Source organism: Skermanella mucosa (assembly GCF_016765655.2).
Classification (GTDB): domain Bacteria; phylum Pseudomonadota; class Alphaproteobacteria; order Azospirillales; family Azospirillaceae; genus Skermanella; species Skermanella mucosa.
Genome location: NZ_CP086106.1, coordinates 4886239 through 4901661 on the forward strand (window position 1 = coordinate 4886239; position 15423 = coordinate 4901661).

Annotated in this window: 16 protein-coding genes; 14 read left to right on the plus strand and 2 right to left on the minus strand. The window is 68.7% G+C overall.

Features of this window, described 5'->3' with window-relative positions:
• Positions 1-109 precede the first annotated feature (109 nt).
• Positions 110-1474, minus strand: coding sequence for an IS701 family transposase (locus tag JL100_RS22700; protein WP_228420846.1), 1365 nt, complete (start codon positions 1472-1474; stop codon positions 110-112).
• A 58-nt stretch (positions 1475-1532) separates the two neighbouring features.
• Here JL100_RS22700 and JL100_RS22705 point away from each other — a divergent pair, with 58 nt between their 5' ends.
• The 14 genes from JL100_RS22705 to JL100_RS22770 all read left to right on the plus strand — a co-directional run bounded on the left by JL100_RS22705 (position 1533) and on the right by JL100_RS22770 (position 14476).
• Positions 1533-1814 carry a hypothetical protein gene (locus tag JL100_RS22705; RefSeq protein ID WP_202685820.1) on the plus strand — a complete coding sequence of 94 codons (282 nt, stop codon included), beginning with the start codon at positions 1533-1535 and terminating at the stop codon, positions 1812-1814.
• A gap of 382 nt (positions 1815-2196) precedes the next feature.
• Positions 2197-2331, plus strand: a complete 135-nt coding sequence (locus JL100_RS22710) for a YHYH domain-containing protein (protein WP_158046849.1) — start codon at positions 2197-2199, stop codon at positions 2329-2331.
• A 298-nt stretch (positions 2332-2629) separates the two neighbouring features.
• Positions 2630-3052 (plus strand): helix-turn-helix domain-containing protein, encoded by a 423-nt coding sequence (locus JL100_RS22715; protein ID WP_202682043.1) that lies wholly within the window; start codon positions 2630-2632, stop codon positions 3050-3052.
• A 77-nt stretch (positions 3053-3129) separates the two neighbouring features.
• Positions 3130-3447 (plus strand): DUF2442 domain-containing protein, encoded by a 318-nt coding sequence (locus JL100_RS22720; protein ID WP_228420847.1) that lies wholly within the window; start codon positions 3130-3132, stop codon positions 3445-3447.
• A gap of 225 nt (positions 3448-3672) precedes the next feature.
• Complete coding sequence (locus JL100_RS22725; protein WP_202682042.1) at positions 3673-4053, plus strand: hypothetical protein; 381 nt, start codon at positions 3673-3675, stop codon at positions 4051-4053.
• A 14-nt stretch (positions 4054-4067) separates the two neighbouring features.
• Positions 4068-4334: a hypothetical protein gene (locus JL100_RS22730; protein ID WP_202682041.1), complete on the plus strand. Its 267-nt coding sequence runs from the start codon at positions 4068-4070 to the stop codon at positions 4332-4334.
• 193 nt (positions 4335-4527) lie between these two features.
• Entirely contained in the window at positions 4528-5388 is an 861-nt protein-coding gene (locus tag JL100_RS22735; protein WP_202682040.1) for a flagellin, read from the plus strand.
• 83 nt (positions 5389-5471) lie between these two features.
• The gene (locus tag JL100_RS22740) at positions 5472-6680 is read left to right on the plus strand and encodes a ribulose-bisphosphate carboxylase large subunit family protein (protein WP_228420848.1); all 1209 of its coding nucleotides are present in this window, start codon (positions 5472-5474) and stop codon (positions 6678-6680) included.
• On the plus strand, positions 6677-8086 hold the full coding sequence (locus JL100_RS22745) for a four-carbon acid sugar kinase family protein (RefSeq protein WP_202682039.1): 1410 nt from the start codon (positions 6677-6679) through the stop codon (positions 8084-8086). The genes JL100_RS22740 and JL100_RS22745 overlap by 4 nt, the downstream gene beginning before the upstream one ends.
• A gap of 230 nt (positions 8087-8316) precedes the next feature.
• On the plus strand, positions 8317-9153 hold the full coding sequence (locus tag JL100_RS22750) for a phosphogluconate dehydrogenase C-terminal domain-containing protein (protein WP_202682038.1): 837 nt from the start codon (positions 8317-8319) through the stop codon (positions 9151-9153).
• Positions 9154-9189: 36 nt separating this feature from the next.
• A complete protein-coding gene (locus JL100_RS22755) occupies positions 9190-10161 on the plus strand; it encodes a TRAP transporter substrate-binding protein (protein ID WP_202682037.1) in 972 nt (323 codons plus the stop codon).
• A gap of 36 nt (positions 10162-10197) precedes the next feature.
• A complete protein-coding gene (locus tag JL100_RS22760) occupies positions 10198-10704 on the plus strand; it encodes a TRAP transporter small permease (protein WP_202682036.1) in 507 nt (168 codons plus the stop codon).
• 15 nt (positions 10705-10719) lie between these two features.
• Positions 10720-11994 (plus strand): TRAP transporter large permease, encoded by a 1275-nt coding sequence (locus JL100_RS22765; RefSeq protein ID WP_202682035.1) that lies wholly within the window; start codon positions 10720-10722, stop codon positions 11992-11994.
• A 238-nt stretch (positions 11995-12232) separates the two neighbouring features.
• Complete coding sequence (locus JL100_RS22770) at positions 12233-14476, plus strand: putative bifunctional diguanylate cyclase/phosphodiesterase (RefSeq protein WP_202682034.1); 2244 nt, start codon at positions 12233-12235, stop codon at positions 14474-14476.
• Positions 14477-14487: 11 nt separating this feature from the next.
• Here JL100_RS22770 and JL100_RS22775 read toward each other — a convergent pair whose 3' ends face one another.
• Entirely contained in the window at positions 14488-15204 is a 717-nt protein-coding gene (locus tag JL100_RS22775; protein ID WP_202682033.1) for a VIT1/CCC1 transporter family protein, read from the minus strand.
• Positions 15205-15423: the final 219 nt, after the last annotated feature.

Sequence of the window (15423 nt, forward strand, 5' to 3'; positions counted from 1 at the left end):
ATTCCCAGCGCGGTCGTGATGACGTGGGCGCCGGAAAGGCCGCAAAGGTCATCTCGACTTTGGCCATCCTAAATGGGACTACGAGCGGCTTCGGATTGGTTTTGATAGGTCAGGGGGCATAAGCGGCGGCCTGGACGAGCCTGACGTAGACGGTGCGAGGAATTTGGACGGTTTCGCCGGGATCCAGGGCTGTGACGAAATTCAGGTCGGTCCACAGGGCGATGCGTACGGCAGCCAGGGCGTCGGCGAAGGTCGGGGCGGTCTTGGGGTACCAGGCCGCCCGGCGCGGGGTCAGGTCGAGTTGGCCGGCGAAGGCCTGGACATGGAGCGCGACCAGCGAGTACAGGCCGAACAGCACCGGGGTGGTGCGGAACACCGCCTTGTCGGCGTGCTGGCGCTGGGTCTCGACGCCGAGGTGGGCGCGCGCCTCTTCATAGGTGAGTTCCATCAGCCAGCGCCTGGAGAACCAGCCGAGGATGACCAGCGGGTCGGCCGTCAAGTCGGTGCACGCCAACGCGTCGGGGTCGCGCTTGGACCCGGGATAGCGCACCAGGATCCAGCGGACCGCGACCGGCGGCTCCCCCGGGTGGTGCCACAGCGCGGTGCCGGAGATGAACTCCGCCTCCCGCGCGTGGCGACGCCCGGTGCGGACCAGCAGGGCGAAGCGCTGCCAGGGCTCGCCCGCGTCGTGCCGCCGCTTGGCCAGCTTGGTTTGGGCCTTGCCCTTGGTGGCGGGCCGACCGCCCCGGCCGGGCGGGCGCGGGGCCGGGAAGTCGAACAGCCGGGCGTCCAGGCGGAGCCGGGTCACCACGGTCATTGCGCGGCCCAACTCGCGCAGCAGGCCGACCGAGGCGAACTCGCCGTCCATCACCGCGACCATGGCGCGCCCCGGCAGCCAGCGCCGCACCAGGCGCAGCAGGCTGAGCGCCCACGCCGTGACCGGCCGGTATCGCCGGCCCTCGGCCTGGCAGAAGGCTTGGCTCGGCGCCAGCGCGCTGAGCATCGGCAGCGCCCAGACCTTGCGGGCGAACGGCACCTCGGCCAGCAGCATGGCCGAGACCCAGCGCAGGCCGCGGCTGGTGACCTTGCGCCCGCGCGAGGAGCGCACCGGGTCGTAGTAGTGTGCCGCCGGCCGGACCCGGGGACCGCGCCGGCGCTCCAGGGTGTGGTCGAGCCCGACCACCACCGGGCCGAGCGGGGCGAACACGCGCACCAGCGCCCGGGTGAGCCGCCGGGCCAGCGCCAGCCCGGACCACACGTCGCGGCTGAGCACCCGGTGGAAGGTGGCGAAATCGGCCCGTCCGGCCAGGCCGAGCGCGCGTAGCGCGCCGGCCACGGTGCGCGGGCCAAGCGCCAGCAGGGCGCCGACCGCCAGCGCGGCGGCCTGGGGCCGGCAGGTCGGCGAGAACACAGCGAGCGCCGGGGCGAGCCAGCGGCAGAACGCCTCGGGCAGCGGCGGGTCAGGGCGGTCCATGGTCCCCTCCGGGCGGTTGGAGTGTTGGACCCAACAGTCCCGCCCCGCGGAGATCGCCATGGCCGCCAAGACCGACCCCGTGCTCCAGCGCATCCACGCCCACCCCTGGCCGCAAGGTGGCGTCCGCGCCCGGCGCGCCGGTCACGGCTACTCGCTGGTCAGCACCCGCACCGGCGCGCCGGTCGCCCGCCTGTGCCCGACCGGCGAGGACGACGAGGTCGAGGTCCTCTGGTGGCGACGCGACGCCTGGGGACCCGCCGGTCCCTTCGGCGCCATCATGCCCCTTGATGACGCCCTCGACTTCATCGCCGAGGAACCCTTCTTCTGGATCAGGGCCTGATCAAAGTCCCATTTAGGATGGCCAAAGTCGAGGTCATCTTCGGTCACTACGGCGGGGCCGGATCGGGGCCGGCGCCTCTTTCGGGTGTCATCATGGAGCCGGCCGGAACAGCGGAGGCCCGGCAAGGCCGAAGGGATCACGGATGGACACGGATGACAAAGGATGGGCACGGATCACGGCGAGTCGCTGCTTCCGCGATCAGGTGCCGGGTCACCATGACCGCTTGGAACCGGCCTGAAAGTAACTGGAAGTCACTATTCTGACCTTCGGGCGGGCGGTCAATCCGTCCAAGGCATACGTCTGCATTCTTCAGGTTGTATTGACTCCTATTTCATTCTCGCTTTCGGTAAAATACCCCGATAATCAACTCGGGAGTGATCCGATGCGCCTGAAGCTTGTCGCCGTACTGTCCGCCCTCGCCCTCCTCCTGCCGTCGATCGCCTTCGCCCATTCCGGCGGGCTGGACCGCAAGGGCTGCCACCATGACCGGAAGAATGGCACTTATCACTGCCATTGACGCCCCGGGGTCATCGCGGGTCATCACGGGTCATCGTGATGACCGCCGGAGGCGGGGTGGTTGGGATCTATTCTCATGTCAAAGATCCGGCAAGGGCCGCGCCCTGCCCTTTGCCTTAAGGCTATCGGATCGTAGCACAAGCGGGCCAAGGACATCAATCCTATGATGCGCGCCGGGCGCTCGCCGAAGGCATGGCGGTTTGCAGTGGTGTGCGAAAGTGCCGCTGCTGTGGGAAGCAGTCCGCAACTCACTGGTATGTATCGTTTGAGGTAGACTCTGCGATGCAGCGGGAGGCAACTTGGCAGGGTATGACGGTCTTGCCGTACAGCACGACGAGAAGGCAGTGGCGCGCGCGAGAATGAGCGAAAGCGATATTGTGCGTTATCGGCCGGGCCATGATCCGAAACCCCTGGGCCAATCGGACTGGAAGCGTATCGACGCCATGAGCGATGACGAGGCCGAGGCAAACGCCTTATCCGACCCCGACAATCCGCCCTTGACCGGCGAACAGCTGGCCCACGCCTTCAGGCCAAAGGATATTCGTGCGATCCGCGAGACGCTGAACCTGAGTCAGGCCGGATTTGCCAAACGCTTCGGGCTGAACCTGGGAACTCTACAGGATTGGGAGCAGGGCCGCCGGGAGCCGGACCAGGTGGAGTGGCTGTACTTGAAAGTGGTTGCACACGCGCCGGAAGTTGTCGAAGCGGCGCTTGAGGATTGATCAGCGGTGTCCGCCAAGTGGCCGGCACTGGAGGGGAATAGCGGCCGAAACGGCTAATTGAATCTGGAGGACCTTGGGTGAGTGACTATCCCATACGCGAGATCGTGGATGCGGAACGGCGTGGTTCCGAATTGCTGATGACCGAACCGCGCGCCAAATCCGCAAAATTCGATGCCTCCAACGGGCGGATTATCGTGGAGTTGATCAATGGTCGCAGTTTCGCCTTTCCGCCGGGACTGGTCCAAGGACTTCAGGACGCTACCGCCGAGCAGTTGGCCGAAGTGGAGGTGCTGGGAAGGGGCATCGGTTTGCATTGGGAAAGCCTTGATGCCGATCTCAGCGTACCCGGCCTACTGGCGGGGTTGTTCGGCACCAGGGCTGTCGCTTTAAAGTAGCACATCCCCAAAGCTTAGGCCATGACTGCTTCAACGGCGTCGGCGGCAACGCAGATGAACAGTAGGAAATGCGTTCGTGCTCCGAAACAGGCGGCGCTCCGCCTGAGCGGTGGCCCGCTTCCCGGCTCTGCCCTCCCCCTGGGGTGAACCGCGTCCGTTCCGGGTGATCGCCGGCCCGTGCGCGCCCGCCCCCTCGTCGTGTCGCTCCTTCGGAGACGCGGCCCCATGACCATGCCCGATCAACACCCGTTCGACCATCTCCCGCACCTGTCCGACCACCCGCCGCCCGACTCGCCGGTCCACCGCGGCCGGTACCGGCTGATGCTTCCCAACGGCGAGGAGTCGCCGGCCGAAGTCGCGCGCCATCTCGGCGAGCTGATCGCCTTCCTGTCCGTCCCGTTCGAGGGCGACGAGCGGCCCAGGATCGAGGGGGACGAGTTGCAGGGGTTCCATATCCTGCTCTGCACGATCCAGGGCTGCCTCTCCGACCTGGAAGGGCAGATCCGGGACCTGATCGCGGCCAACGCCGCCGATTATGCGCGCGGCCGGGCCGATGGACTGCGCGAGAACCGGGGCGGCGCCTCGGCCGGCGGCCGGCCGGCGTGAGCGGAGGCTTGGCCGTGCGCACGCTCGGCAAGCTGCTGGTGATCTGGGGCGTGCTGCTGCCGCTGATCACCCTGCCCTCCACGGCGGCCGGACTGTACGGGATCATCCCGCTGCTGAAGATTTCGCTGTGGCACATGGACGCGCGGATCGGGCCGGTGACCGTCGCCTATGAGACCATCGTCGTCGGGGCGCTGGTCCTGGTCGGTGTCGGGCTGTCGTTCTGCGTTCTGCCGCCCCGGGAGCGCAGTCGGACGCGGCGCCGCGGACAGAATAAAGTTTAATTAAATGCAGTAAACCCGTCTCTTGATAGGAAAAATATGCCGCGCGCCTTGTCCTTCGTGGAATGATTTGCCCACCGATGCCTGTCAATCCGCGCGGAATGACGGAGTTTCACCTGTTTTCGGTTCGGACTTTACTTGGCATATGACTTGCTTCAATCCGCATCATGGAACCGGATGCGCTGGATTGGTCGGTATGCTGTCTCTGAATACGAACGCCACGGTGACACTTCTTCTGAACAACCGTAGCCGGCTCGACGCGGATTCCAAGGCCAGCCAGAAGGCAATCGCGACCGGCCTGGGCGTGGCCGACGTCTATGACGACGGGGCGACCAAGGCGGTCGCGATGCGCATCCAGTCCCAGATCGGCGCCACCGCCGCCGTGTCGGAGCGGCTTTCCATGGCGCAGGGCCTCGTCACCGTCGCCCGCGTGGCGAGCGAACGGCTGCTGGACCAGATGGGGCACCTGAAGGAGGTGATTCTCAAGGCCGCCGACACGGCGACCAGCGAGACCGAGCGGGCGAGCTATGACCAGGAATACCGGCAGATCCTGGGCGATGCCAAGGCGATCCTGGCCGATGCGTCCTACAGGGACGTGAACATCCTGATCGACCTGACGCTCGACAACGGGACGTCGATCCCGTTCAACCCGACGCCGGGAGTCGTCAATTCGCAGGACGTGATCGTCTCGACCGACGGCGACACCACCCGGATACAGGCATTCCGGCTGGACATGAACTGGAGCAGGCTGAACCAGGAGAGCATCGGGTCGCCGGAAGCGGCGCAACAGGCCCTGGGCGTCTGGGAGGAGCAGTGGACAGTGTTCGCATCGGCCGCGAACAAGCTGGGGGCCACCCAGAAATCCCTGGAGAACCGGCAAGCCTCCCTGACGAACCAGTCCAACGCCCATGCCGCCGGCCTGGGGGCGATGGTCGATGCCGACCTTGCGAAGGAGAGCGCGCGGCAGCAGGCGACCGACCTGAAGATCCAGCTGTCCAACCAAGCGCTGTCGATCGCGAACCAGGCTCCCCAGATCCTGCTCCGCCTGTTCCAGTGACAAGGGCCTTGCGGTGTTCCGGCATACTGGTATGATGAGTATATAAGAAGCACGAACACGGACCTGGGGAGGTCGGACGCCTCATGGCAATGCCAGCGCAGCGCATCACCGCGACATATCGGATAGAGACGGCCTACCCGCTCGACGAGGCGGTCGAGACCATGGCGGGAGAGCAGTCCACCGGCACCTTCGTCCGGCTTCCGGGCGAGACCGACGAGATGCGGGCGCTGTACGGCGCACATGTGGAGCGGCTGACCGAGCTGGAGACGGTCGGGGCGCCGTCGCTTCCGGGGGCGGGCGTTCCCAAGGGGCTTGAGGGCAAGCCGGTCTGGCGGCGGGCGGAGGTGGTGCTGTCCTGGTCGCTGGACAACTTCGGCGTCTCGCTGCCCAACCTGGTCGCGACGGTGGCGGGCAACCTGTTCGAGCTGCGGCCCTTCAGCGGGCTGCGGCTGCTGGACATCGGACTGCCGGAGGCGTTCGCGGAGAAGTATCCGGGGCCGAAGTTCGGGGTCGCGGGGACCCGGCGGCTGGCCGGGGTGGAGCGGCGCCCGCTGATCGGGACGATCGTCAAGCCGAGCGTCGGCATGGGGCCGGAGGCGACGGCCGAGCTGGTCCGCGTGCTGTGCGACGCCGGGATCGACTTCATCAAGGACGACGAGCTCCAGGCCGACGGGCCGCACTGCCCGTTCGAGGCGCGGGCGCGCGCGGTAATGCGGGTGATCGACGCCTGCGCGGAGCGGACCGGCCGGAAGGTGATGTTCGCCTTCAACATCACCGGCGACCTGGACGAGATGCGGCGGCGGCACGACCTGGTGGTGGAGCTGGGCGGCACCTGCGTGATGGCGAGCCTCAATTCGGTCGGGGTGGTCGGCATGGTCGAGCTGGGGCGGTTCAGCCAGCTTCCGATCCACGCCCACCGCAACGGCTGGGGCTACCTGTCGCGGGCGCCGGAGCTGGGCTGGTCCTATGTCGCCTGGCAGAAGATCTGGCGGCTGGCCGGCGCCGACCACATGCATGTGAACGGGCTCCAGAACAAGTTCTGCGAACCCGACGAGAGCGTGGTCGCCTCGGCCCGGGCGTGCCTGACGCCGATGTTCGAGGGCAAGCCCTGCACGGTGATGCCGGTGTTCTCGTCCGGCCAGTCGGCCAAGCAGGCGGCGGGGACCTATGCGGCGCTGGGGTCGGCCGACCTGATCTTCGCGGCGGGCGGCGGCATCATGGGGCACCCGGACGGGCCGGCGGCGGGCGTCGGCGCCCTGCGCGACGCCTGGGAAGCGGCGCTGGCGTCATGATGACGGGCGCCGGCGGGGTCCGGGGGCTGCCCGGGGGGCTGTTGCTGAGTTTCTACGGCGACGACTATACCGGGTCGTCGGCGGTGATGGAGGTGATGAGCTTCGCCGGGCTGCCGACGGTGCTGTTCCTGGGCGTGCCCACGCCGGAGCGGCTGGCGCGGTTCGAGGGGTACCGGGGGATCGGCTTCGCCGGGGTGGCGCGGTCGCAGGGCTTGGACTGGATGGACCGGCACCTGCCGGCGGTGTTCCGGACGCTGGCGGGGCTGCGGGCGCCGGTGGCGCACTACAAGGTGTGCTCGACCTTCGACTCCTCGCCGCATGTCGGCTCGATCGGGCGGGCGGCGGAGCTGGCGGTGCCGCTGCTGGGGGGCGCGTGGCACCCGCTGGTGGTCGGTGCGCCGGAGATCGCGCGGTACCAAGCGTTCGGCAACCTGTTCGCGGCGGCGGCAGACGGCGAGCGCTACCGGCTCGACCGGCATCCGGGCATGTCGCGGCATCCCGTGACACCCATGGCCGAGGCGGACGTGAGGGTTCATCTGGGCCGGCAGACCAGCCTGCCGGTCGGGCTGGTGGACTGCGTTTCCATGAAGCGGGGCGAGGCCGACGCCGCCCTGGAGAGGGAGACCGCGCGGGGTGCGGCCATCGTGGCGCTGGACGTGATCGACGCCGAGACCCTGGCGGAGGCCGGGCGGCTGGTTTGGGAACGCGGCGGCGGGCCGAACGGGGGGCGGGTCTTCGCGATCGGCTCGCAGGGGCTGGAATACGCGCTGGTGGCGTGGTGGCGGAAGGCCGGGCTGATCCCGGAGGCGGGCGAGGTTTCGTTGGCGCGGGCCGGGGCGGCGGAGCGGATCGCCTGCGTTTCCGGCTCCTGCTCGGCGGTGACGGCGGGGCAGATCGCGGCGGCGCTGGAGGCGGGGTTCGAGGGCATACGGGTCGAGGCGGCGCTGGCGGTGGACGGACCCGCGTGGGAACGCGAGCTGGACCGGGCGGCGGAGGCGGCGCTTGCGGCGCTCGGCGCCGGGCGGGACCCGCTGGTTTTCTCGGCGCTGGGGCCGGACGACCCGGCCGTGGCGGCGATGCGGACTGCGGTGGAGGCCAGCGGCGTTCCCATGGAGGCCGTGAACGACAGGATCGGCGCAGGGCTGGGGCGCCTGCTGGACCGGGTGATGCGGACGGCGGGGCTGAAGCGCGGGGTGATCGCCGGGGGCGACACCTCCGGCCATGCCGCCATGACGCTGGGGGTCTATGCGCTGACGGCGCTGGCCCCGGTGGCGCCGGGGGCTCCGCTGTGCCGCGCCCATTCCGACGACCCGGCCCATGCCGGGCTGGAGATCGCCCTGAAGGGCGGGCAAATGGGCCGGCCCGACTATTTCCGAGCCGCGAAGCGCGGTTCGGCCGAGGAATAGGGCCGTGCCCGATCAGGTCGATCCGGCCGGGGCAGCCGGGCCGATGCGTTGGGCCTCGGCCCAACCTGCGATCGACGGCCCGCATCACCTCTGCCCTGCATCAAGCCGTAGGTTGGGCCGTGGCCCAACGCATCGCGGCGAATGGAGCGGCAGGCTGTGTGGAGCGGTCCAATCTGGCCGGAAACCGCTCGAAGGACGATGGGATAGGAACGATGGGAGGGAATGAAGGCATGACCAGGATCGCGCTGCTGGGCGCCGGCGGCAAGATGGGGGTCCGGCTGGCCACGAACCTGCACGGTTCGGAGTTCCAGGTGGACCATGTGGAGATTTCCGACGAGGGGCGGCAGCGGCTGAAGGACGCGATCGGCGCCGCCTGCGTGGACCAGGACCGGGCGCTGGCGGAGGCCGACGTGGTGCTGATGGCGGTTCCCGATCGGCTGATCGGCAAGATCGCCCACGGGTTCATTTCCAAGGTGAGGCCGGGAACGGCCATCATCATGCTGGACGCGGCGGCTCCCCATGCCGGCGAGCTGCCGAAGCGGGACGACGTGACGTACTTCGTGACGCATCCGTGCCATCCGCCGATCTTCAACGACGAGGTCGAGCCGGCGGCGAAGAACGACTTCTTCGGCGGCATCGCGGCCAAGCAGCATATCGTCTGCGCCCTGATGCAGGGGCCGGAGGAGCATTACGCCCTGTGCGAGCGGGTGGCCCGCATGATCTACAAGCCGGTGATGCGGTCGCACAGGGTCACCGTGGAACAGCTGGCGATCCTGGAGCCGGCCCTGTCGGAGACGGTCGGCGCCACCCTGTCGCTCGCCATGCGCGACGCGGTGGACGAGGCGGAGCGCCGGGGCGTCCCGCGCGAGGCCGCGGTGGACTTCATGCTGGGGCACCTGAACATCGAGCTGGCGATCGCCTTCGGGATCTTTCCCCAGGGGCGCTTCTCGGACGGCGCGCTCCACGCGATCGAGCAGGCCAAGCCGGTGATCTTCAAGGAGGGCTGGCTGGATCGGGTGTTCGACAAGGACAGCGTGCTCCAGTCGGTCAAGGACATCTGCAAGTAAAACCAAGAAGAACGCAACAAAGGGGGGAAATAAGCCATGAAAGGCGCGATATCGCTGTTCTCCGGCCTGGCGCTGCTGGCGGCGCTGGGCGGTCAGGCCCTGGCCGCAGATTACGTCATCAAGGCGGGGCACGGCACCCAGACCACCCATCCGACCCACTTGGCGCTGGTCAAGTTCGCCGAGCTGGCGGACCGGAAGACCGGCGGCGCGGTCAAGGTGGAGATCTACCCGGACCGCCAGCTCGGCGAGGAGCGGGAGATGGTCGAGGGGCTTCAGCTCGGCTCGGTCGACATGGCGGTGGTCTCCACCGGGCCGCTGCTGGCCTTCGTGCCGCAGATCGGCGTGATCGACCTGCCCTTCGTCTTCAAGGATTCGGCGCACGCCTACAAGGTGCTGGACGGCGAGGTCGGCCAGTCCTTGCTGAAGAAGATGGAGCCCAAGGGGATCGTCGGCCTCGCCTGGTGGGAGAACGGCTGGCGGCACCTGACCACCAAGAAGCCGGTCGCCCAGCCCGCCGACATGAAGGGCATGAAGCTGCGCACCATGCAGAACCCGGTGCATATCGCGGCCTTCAAGGAGATCGGCGCGTCGCCCATCCCGATGGCGTGGGGAGAGGTCTTCACCAGCCTGGGCCAGGGCGTGATCGACGCCCAGGAGAACCCGATCACGATCATCTATTCCAACTCGCTGTGGGAGGTCCAGAAATACGTGACCCTGACCGGCCACGTCTACGGGCCGCACGCCGTCATGGTCAGCGAGGCCAAGTGGAGCACCCTGCCCGACGACGTCCAGGCCAAGCTGCGAGAGGCGGTGACCGAGGCGACCGCGTACCAGCGCGAGCAGTCCCACCGGCTGGAGGCCGAGCAGCTGGTCAAGCTCCGGGAGAAGGGCATGGTGATCGAGACGGTGGACACGGCGCCGTTCCGCACCGCCACGGCCGGGATCGCCGAGAGCTCGAAGAACATCGATCCCGCGATGCTGGCGGCGATCCGCTCCGCCGGGGAGTGACCGGCTTTCCGGTGCCGTGAAGGAAGGGGGGCGCGGATGCTCGTCATGAAGCTGTGGTACGGGATCGAGCAGGCGGTGAAGGCCCTGCTGATCGGGCTGGTGACCGTGATGGTCGCGACCAGCCTGGCCCAGGTGTTCTGGCGCTATGTCTTCAACGACCCGCTGACCTGGTCGGAGGAGCTGGCCCGCTACCTGTTCGTCTGGATCGCGTACCTGTCGGCCTGGCTGACCTGGCGGCACCGCGCCCACATCGCGCTGGACGCCGTCACCTACCTGCGCTCGCCGGTGCTGGAGCGGTGGTCGGCGCGGCTGGTGGAGGTGCTGGTGCTGGGCTTTTGCGCCTATACCTTCTACGCCAATTTCCGTCTGCTGGGGCTGACGGTAGACCAGCCGTCGGCCGTGCTGGAGATCCCGATGGTCTGGGTCTACGCCGCCTACAACGTCATGACCTTCATGATCTGCGGCGACATCCTGGTGAACTGGCTGATGGGCGCCCTGGCCGCCCGGTCGGTCCGCGTCGCGGCCCCGGGCCGGCCGGCCTGAGGAGGCATTTCGTCCATGGCGACCATCCTGCTGCTGAGCTTCTTCGCGCTTCTGCTGGTCAACGTGCCGGTCTCGTTCAGCCTTGCCATCGCGTCGACGGCGGCGATCCTGTTCGGCGGGATGCCGCCGGGCGTGATCGTTCAGAAGATGACGGCGGCGATCGACAGCTTCGTGCTGCTGGCGGTGCCGTTCTTCCTGTTGTCGGGCCACCTGATGGCGCGCAGCGGCATCGCCCGGGACATCATCGAGTTCGCGGACTCGGTGGTGGGGTGGCTGCGCGGCGGGCTGGCCCAGGCCAACATCGCCGCCGGAACGCTGATGGGCGGCATGACCGGGTCGGCGGTGGCGGAAGCGGCCTCGACCGGCGGCGCGCTGATCCCGCCGATGCTGGAGCGGGGCTACGACCGGCCCTTCACCGCGGCGGTGACCGCCAGCGCCTCCACCCTGTCGGTGGTGATCCCGCCGTCGATCCCGATGATCATCTTCGGCGTGGTGACCGGCGTGTCGGTGTCGGACCTGTTCATCGGCGGGATCGTGCCGGGCATCCTGATGGCGCTGGCCCTGATGGTGACCTCGTGGGTGCTGGCGGTCCGGCGCGGCTACCAGAAGGGGCCGATGCCGTCGCTGGGCAGCATCGCCAAGGCGACGCGGGCCAGCGTGTGGGGGCTGCTGATGCCGCTGGTGATCATCGGCAGCATCCGCTACGGCATCGCGACGCCGACCGAGGCCTCGGTGGTGGCGGTGGTCTACGGCCTGGCGGTGGGCATGCTTGTCTACCGCACGATCGGGGTGAGGGACCTGCCGAAGATCGTGCTGGAGTCGATGGTGACGACCGGCATGGTGATGCTGATGATCGCCACCGCCTCGCTCTACGGCCTGATCGTGACGCGGGAGCAGCTGCCGCAGGCGGCGGCGGAGCTGATCCTGGGGCTGACGACCGATCCCTACATGGTGCTGATCCTGTTCCTGGGGGTCTATCTGCTGGCCGGCATGCTGCTGGACCTGGGCGCCAACATCATCATCCTGGTGCCGGTGCTGTGGCCGGTGACCCAGAAGCTGGGGATCGACCCGGTGCAGTTCGGCATCGTGACGGTGATCGGCCTGGCGATCGGGCTGGTGACCCCGCCGGTGGGGGCGAGCCTGTTCGTCACCTGCGGCATCGCGAAGGCCAACCTGATCGAAGGCAGCCGCGCGACGGCACCCTTCATCCTGGCGCTGATCGCGGTGGTGGTGCTGATCATCTTCGTGCCGGGGATCGCGACCTGGCTGCCCTACAGCGCGAAGGGCTGAGGGGGTTTTTCGGGTTCTGCCACAGATGGACGCAGATGGGCTCAGATGGGTTGATTATCCGGACCCATCTGTGGCCATCGCCGTCATCTGTGGCCCTGCCTCCCCGCTCCGCCGGCCGGCGCGTGCGTGACGGCGAAGCGTCAGGAAAACGTCATGGAACATACCTAAAGAGGTAGTCTCCCGGGTGTAGATGCTGGCCGGTCGGCTGCGATGCCGGACTTTGCAAGCACGGGACGCCATGACGACGCCATTCTCCACCGACGACGATTGCCTGGACATCATCGAGGACGGTGACGGGGAAGAGGAGTCGCCCGCGGACGGGGCCGGCGGCCGGCACTGGGAGATCCTGGTCGTGGACGACGACGACGAGGTCCACCAGAGCACCGCCTATTCGCTGCGGGGGGTCGAGCTGTTCGGCCGCGGGCTCGCCCTGACCCACGCGCGCTCGTCGGCGGAAGCGGTCCGCCTGCTCCGCGCCAATCCGCATACCGCGGTCATCCTGCTCGACGTGGTGATGGAGACGGACGACGCCGGACTGCGCATGGTTCGGACCGTGCGCGAGGAGCTGGACCTCGCCGCGGTCCGGATCATCCTGCGCACGGGGCAGCCGGGCTACGCGCCGGAACTGGCGGTGATCCGCGACTTCGACATCAACGACTACCGCACCAAGTCGGAGCTGACGCGGACCCGGCTGCTGGCCTCGCTCTATTCCGCGCTGCGCACCTACGGCCATATCGTGGCGCTGGAGACCCACCGGCGCGGGCTGGAGCTGATCATCAAGGCGTCGGCCGACCTGTTCCGCCGCAACTCCCTTCCCGCCTTCTGCGAGGGCATCCTGATCCAGCTCGGCGTGCTGCTGGACACGGAGGCCGGCGGCATCGTGCTGGCGCGCAACGGGGAGCGCCCGGTGGTGCTGGCGGCGTCCGGTCCGTTCCGCCACCTGTCGGGGCACCCGCTGGACGGCATCGAGGAGGACCCGGTGCGCTCCCTGCTCCGGGAGGTGCTGGAGCGCCGGGCGACCATCTACGGCACCGGGGCGACCGGGCTGCACATCGTCGGCCCGTCGGGCGACGACCTGGCGGTGTTCCTGGCGAACAGCCGGGACATCGAGCCGGTCGGCCGCAAGCTGCTGGAGGTGTTCTCGTCCAACGTGGCGCTGGGCTACGACAACGCCGCCCTGCTCGACCGGGTCAGGAGCCTGGCCTATTACGACCCGCTGACCCGGCTGCCCAACCGGGTGCTGCTCCAGGAACAGGCGGAGGCCCGGCTTGCCACCCTGGCGGAGGGCGAGCGGCTGGGGCTGTTCATGCTCGACCTGGACCATTTCCAGGCGGTCAACGACGGGCTGGGCCAGGAAGCGGGCGACCGCATGCTGCGCACCGTCGCCGGGCAGCTGTCGGACCGTTTCGCGGCGGAGGGGACGGTCGGCCGGCTGTCGGGCGACATGTTCGGCCTGCTGGTCCCGGTGCGGGAAGACGGCGACGAGGCGGCGGCGCTCGCCGCGATCAACGACGGCTTCGAGGTCGCCCTGGAGCTGGGCGGCTCGCCCCTGATGGCGAAGGTCTCCGGCGGCTACACGGTGGCCGGACGGGAGGAAGCCGACGTTCCCCGGCTGATGCGCCACGCCGGCATGGCGCTGAAGCGCGCCAAGAAGGCCGGGCGGGGCCGCGTCCTGCGGTTCGAGGAACCCATGGAGGAGGAGCTTCACAGCCGGCTGGCCCTGGTCGGCCGGATCGCCGAGGCCCAGGCCGCCGGCCAGTTCTCCCTGGTGTTCCAGCCGCAGATCCGGCTGTCAGACGAGGCCGTGGTCGGGGTGGAGGCGCTGCTGCGCTGGCGCTGCCCGGACGGGTCCTGGATCCGCCCCGACGCCTTCATTCCCGCCGCCGAGGACGCCGGCCAGATCGTCACGCTGGGCGAATGGGTGCTGCGCCAGGCCTGCCTGCGGCAGGTGGCGTGGCGCGCCGAGGGGCGGGCCCGGCTGCGCATGGCGGTGAACGTGTCGGTGCGCCAGATCCGCGACGGCGACTTCACCGAGGTCGCGGAGCGGGTGCTGCGCGAGAGCGGCGCCGCGGCGCCCGACATCGAGCTGGAGATCACCGAGAGCCACGCGATGGAGGACGCCCGGGTGCTCCACACCGCCGAGGCCCTGCGCGGCATGGGCTTCCGGATCGCGATCGACGATTTCGGCACGGGCTATTCGTCGCTGGCGCGGCTCCAGCAGCTTCCCGCCTCCCTGCTGAAGATCGACCGGGCCTTCGTGCGCGGCATGGACCGCAGGCCGGACAGCCGGTCGATCGCCTCCATGATCGTCAAGATGGGCCACGAGCTGGGGCTGGACGTGCTGGCCGAGGGGGTCGAGGACAGGTCGGAGGAGGCGGTGCTGCGCGAGCTGGGCTGCGACGAGGTGCAGGGTTTCCTCTACGCCAAGCCCCTGCCACCGGCGGAGCTGGTGACCTGGCTGGAGAACCGGCCGGGGCGCTGACGGGGCGGCGATCAGGCGGTGAAGCTCTCGACGGCGGCGCCGGCGGCGTAGGCCAGGGCCGCCGCGGCCATGCCGATCGCCAGCGTCTCCAGCCCGGACCGCCACCAGGCCGCCAGCGACCACAGGCTCTTGACCGAGCCGATGGCGAAGAACACGGCGGCGGTCGATCCGGTGGCCAGGGCGACCGGCGCCGGCAGGCCGAAGACGAAGGGCAGCAGCGGGACGAACCCGCAGATCAGGAAAGCCAGGAAGGTGCTGGCCGCCGCCTTGACCGGCGAGCGCAGGGCCGCGGGCAACCCGTATTCCTCCGCCAGCATGGTCTCGACCCAGCGGCCGCGGTCGGCGGTGATGGTTTCCACGGCGTGCTCCAGGCCGCGTCCCTGGAAGCCCTTGGCCCGGAAGATCTGCCTGATCTCCTCCAGCTCGCCTTCCGGGACGAGGTCGATGTGCCGCTCCTCCACCGCGCGGAGCCGGTCCTTGTCGTCCCGCTCGGTCTTGGTGCCGCTGTAGTTGCTGGCGGCCATGGAGAAGCCGTCCGCCAGCAGGTTCGCGGCGCCGAGGATCAGGACGGTCCGGGCCGACAGGCCGGCCCCGACCACGCCCGCCACCACGGCGAAGGTCGTGACGGCGCCGTCGATGCCGCCATAGACCCAGTCGCGCAGGTAGCTCTGCTCCGGGCGGACGGACAAGCGCCGCCGGATCGCCTCGGGATCATGGTCATGCTCCATCGGATCCTGTCCCTCGCATTGTCGATGAACCCGGCTTCCCGAAATCATGCATCGGATCGGGCGATATGCGCCTTGATGAAGATCACGGTGGATCGACGATTCATACCCGCAAGGAATAAGCCATCCGGCCTGGAGCGGAATTGCTTTACCGTGGGATGGATTCTCTGATTTATTTGCCCCCCAAAGCAAGAATATTGCCTTCGCGAATGGAAGATCATA

What these genes read in the sequence shown, in the direction of transcription:
- JL100_RS22700 (WP_228420846.1), bottom strand. Translation starts at nt 1,474, where the DNA reads ATGGACCGCCCTGACCCGCCGCTGCCCGAGGCGTTCTGCCGCTGGCTC.
- JL100_RS22705 (WP_202685820.1), top strand. Translation starts at nt 1,533, where the DNA reads ATGGCCGCCAAGACCGACCCCGTGCTCCAGCGCATCCACGCCCACCCC.
- JL100_RS22710 (WP_158046849.1), top strand. Translation starts at nt 2,197, where the DNA reads ATGCGCCTGAAGCTTGTCGCCGTACTGTCCGCCCTCGCCCTCCTCCTG.
- JL100_RS22725 (WP_202682042.1), top strand. Translation starts at nt 3,673, where the DNA reads ATGACCATGCCCGATCAACACCCGTTCGACCATCTCCCGCACCTGTCC.
- JL100_RS22735 (WP_202682040.1), top strand. Translation starts at nt 4,528, where the DNA reads ATGCTGTCTCTGAATACGAACGCCACGGTGACACTTCTTCTGAACAAC.
- JL100_RS22740 (WP_228420848.1), top strand. Translation starts at nt 5,472, where the DNA reads ATGGCAATGCCAGCGCAGCGCATCACCGCGACATATCGGATAGAGACG.
- JL100_RS22745 (WP_202682039.1), top strand. Translation starts at nt 6,677, where the DNA reads ATGATGACGGGCGCCGGCGGGGTCCGGGGGCTGCCCGGGGGGCTGTTG.
- JL100_RS22750 (WP_202682038.1), top strand. Translation starts at nt 8,317, where the DNA reads ATGACCAGGATCGCGCTGCTGGGCGCCGGCGGCAAGATGGGGGTCCGG.
- JL100_RS22755 (WP_202682037.1), top strand. Translation starts at nt 9,190, where the DNA reads ATGAAAGGCGCGATATCGCTGTTCTCCGGCCTGGCGCTGCTGGCGGCG.
- JL100_RS22760 (WP_202682036.1), top strand. Translation starts at nt 10,198, where the DNA reads ATGCTCGTCATGAAGCTGTGGTACGGGATCGAGCAGGCGGTGAAGGCC.
- JL100_RS22765 (WP_202682035.1), top strand. Translation starts at nt 10,720, where the DNA reads ATGGCGACCATCCTGCTGCTGAGCTTCTTCGCGCTTCTGCTGGTCAAC.
- JL100_RS22770 (WP_202682034.1), top strand. Translation starts at nt 12,233, where the DNA reads ATGACGACGCCATTCTCCACCGACGACGATTGCCTGGACATCATCGAG.
- JL100_RS22775 (WP_202682033.1), bottom strand. Translation starts at nt 15,204, where the DNA reads ATGGAGCATGACCATGATCCCGAGGCGATCCGGCGGCGCTTGTCCGTC.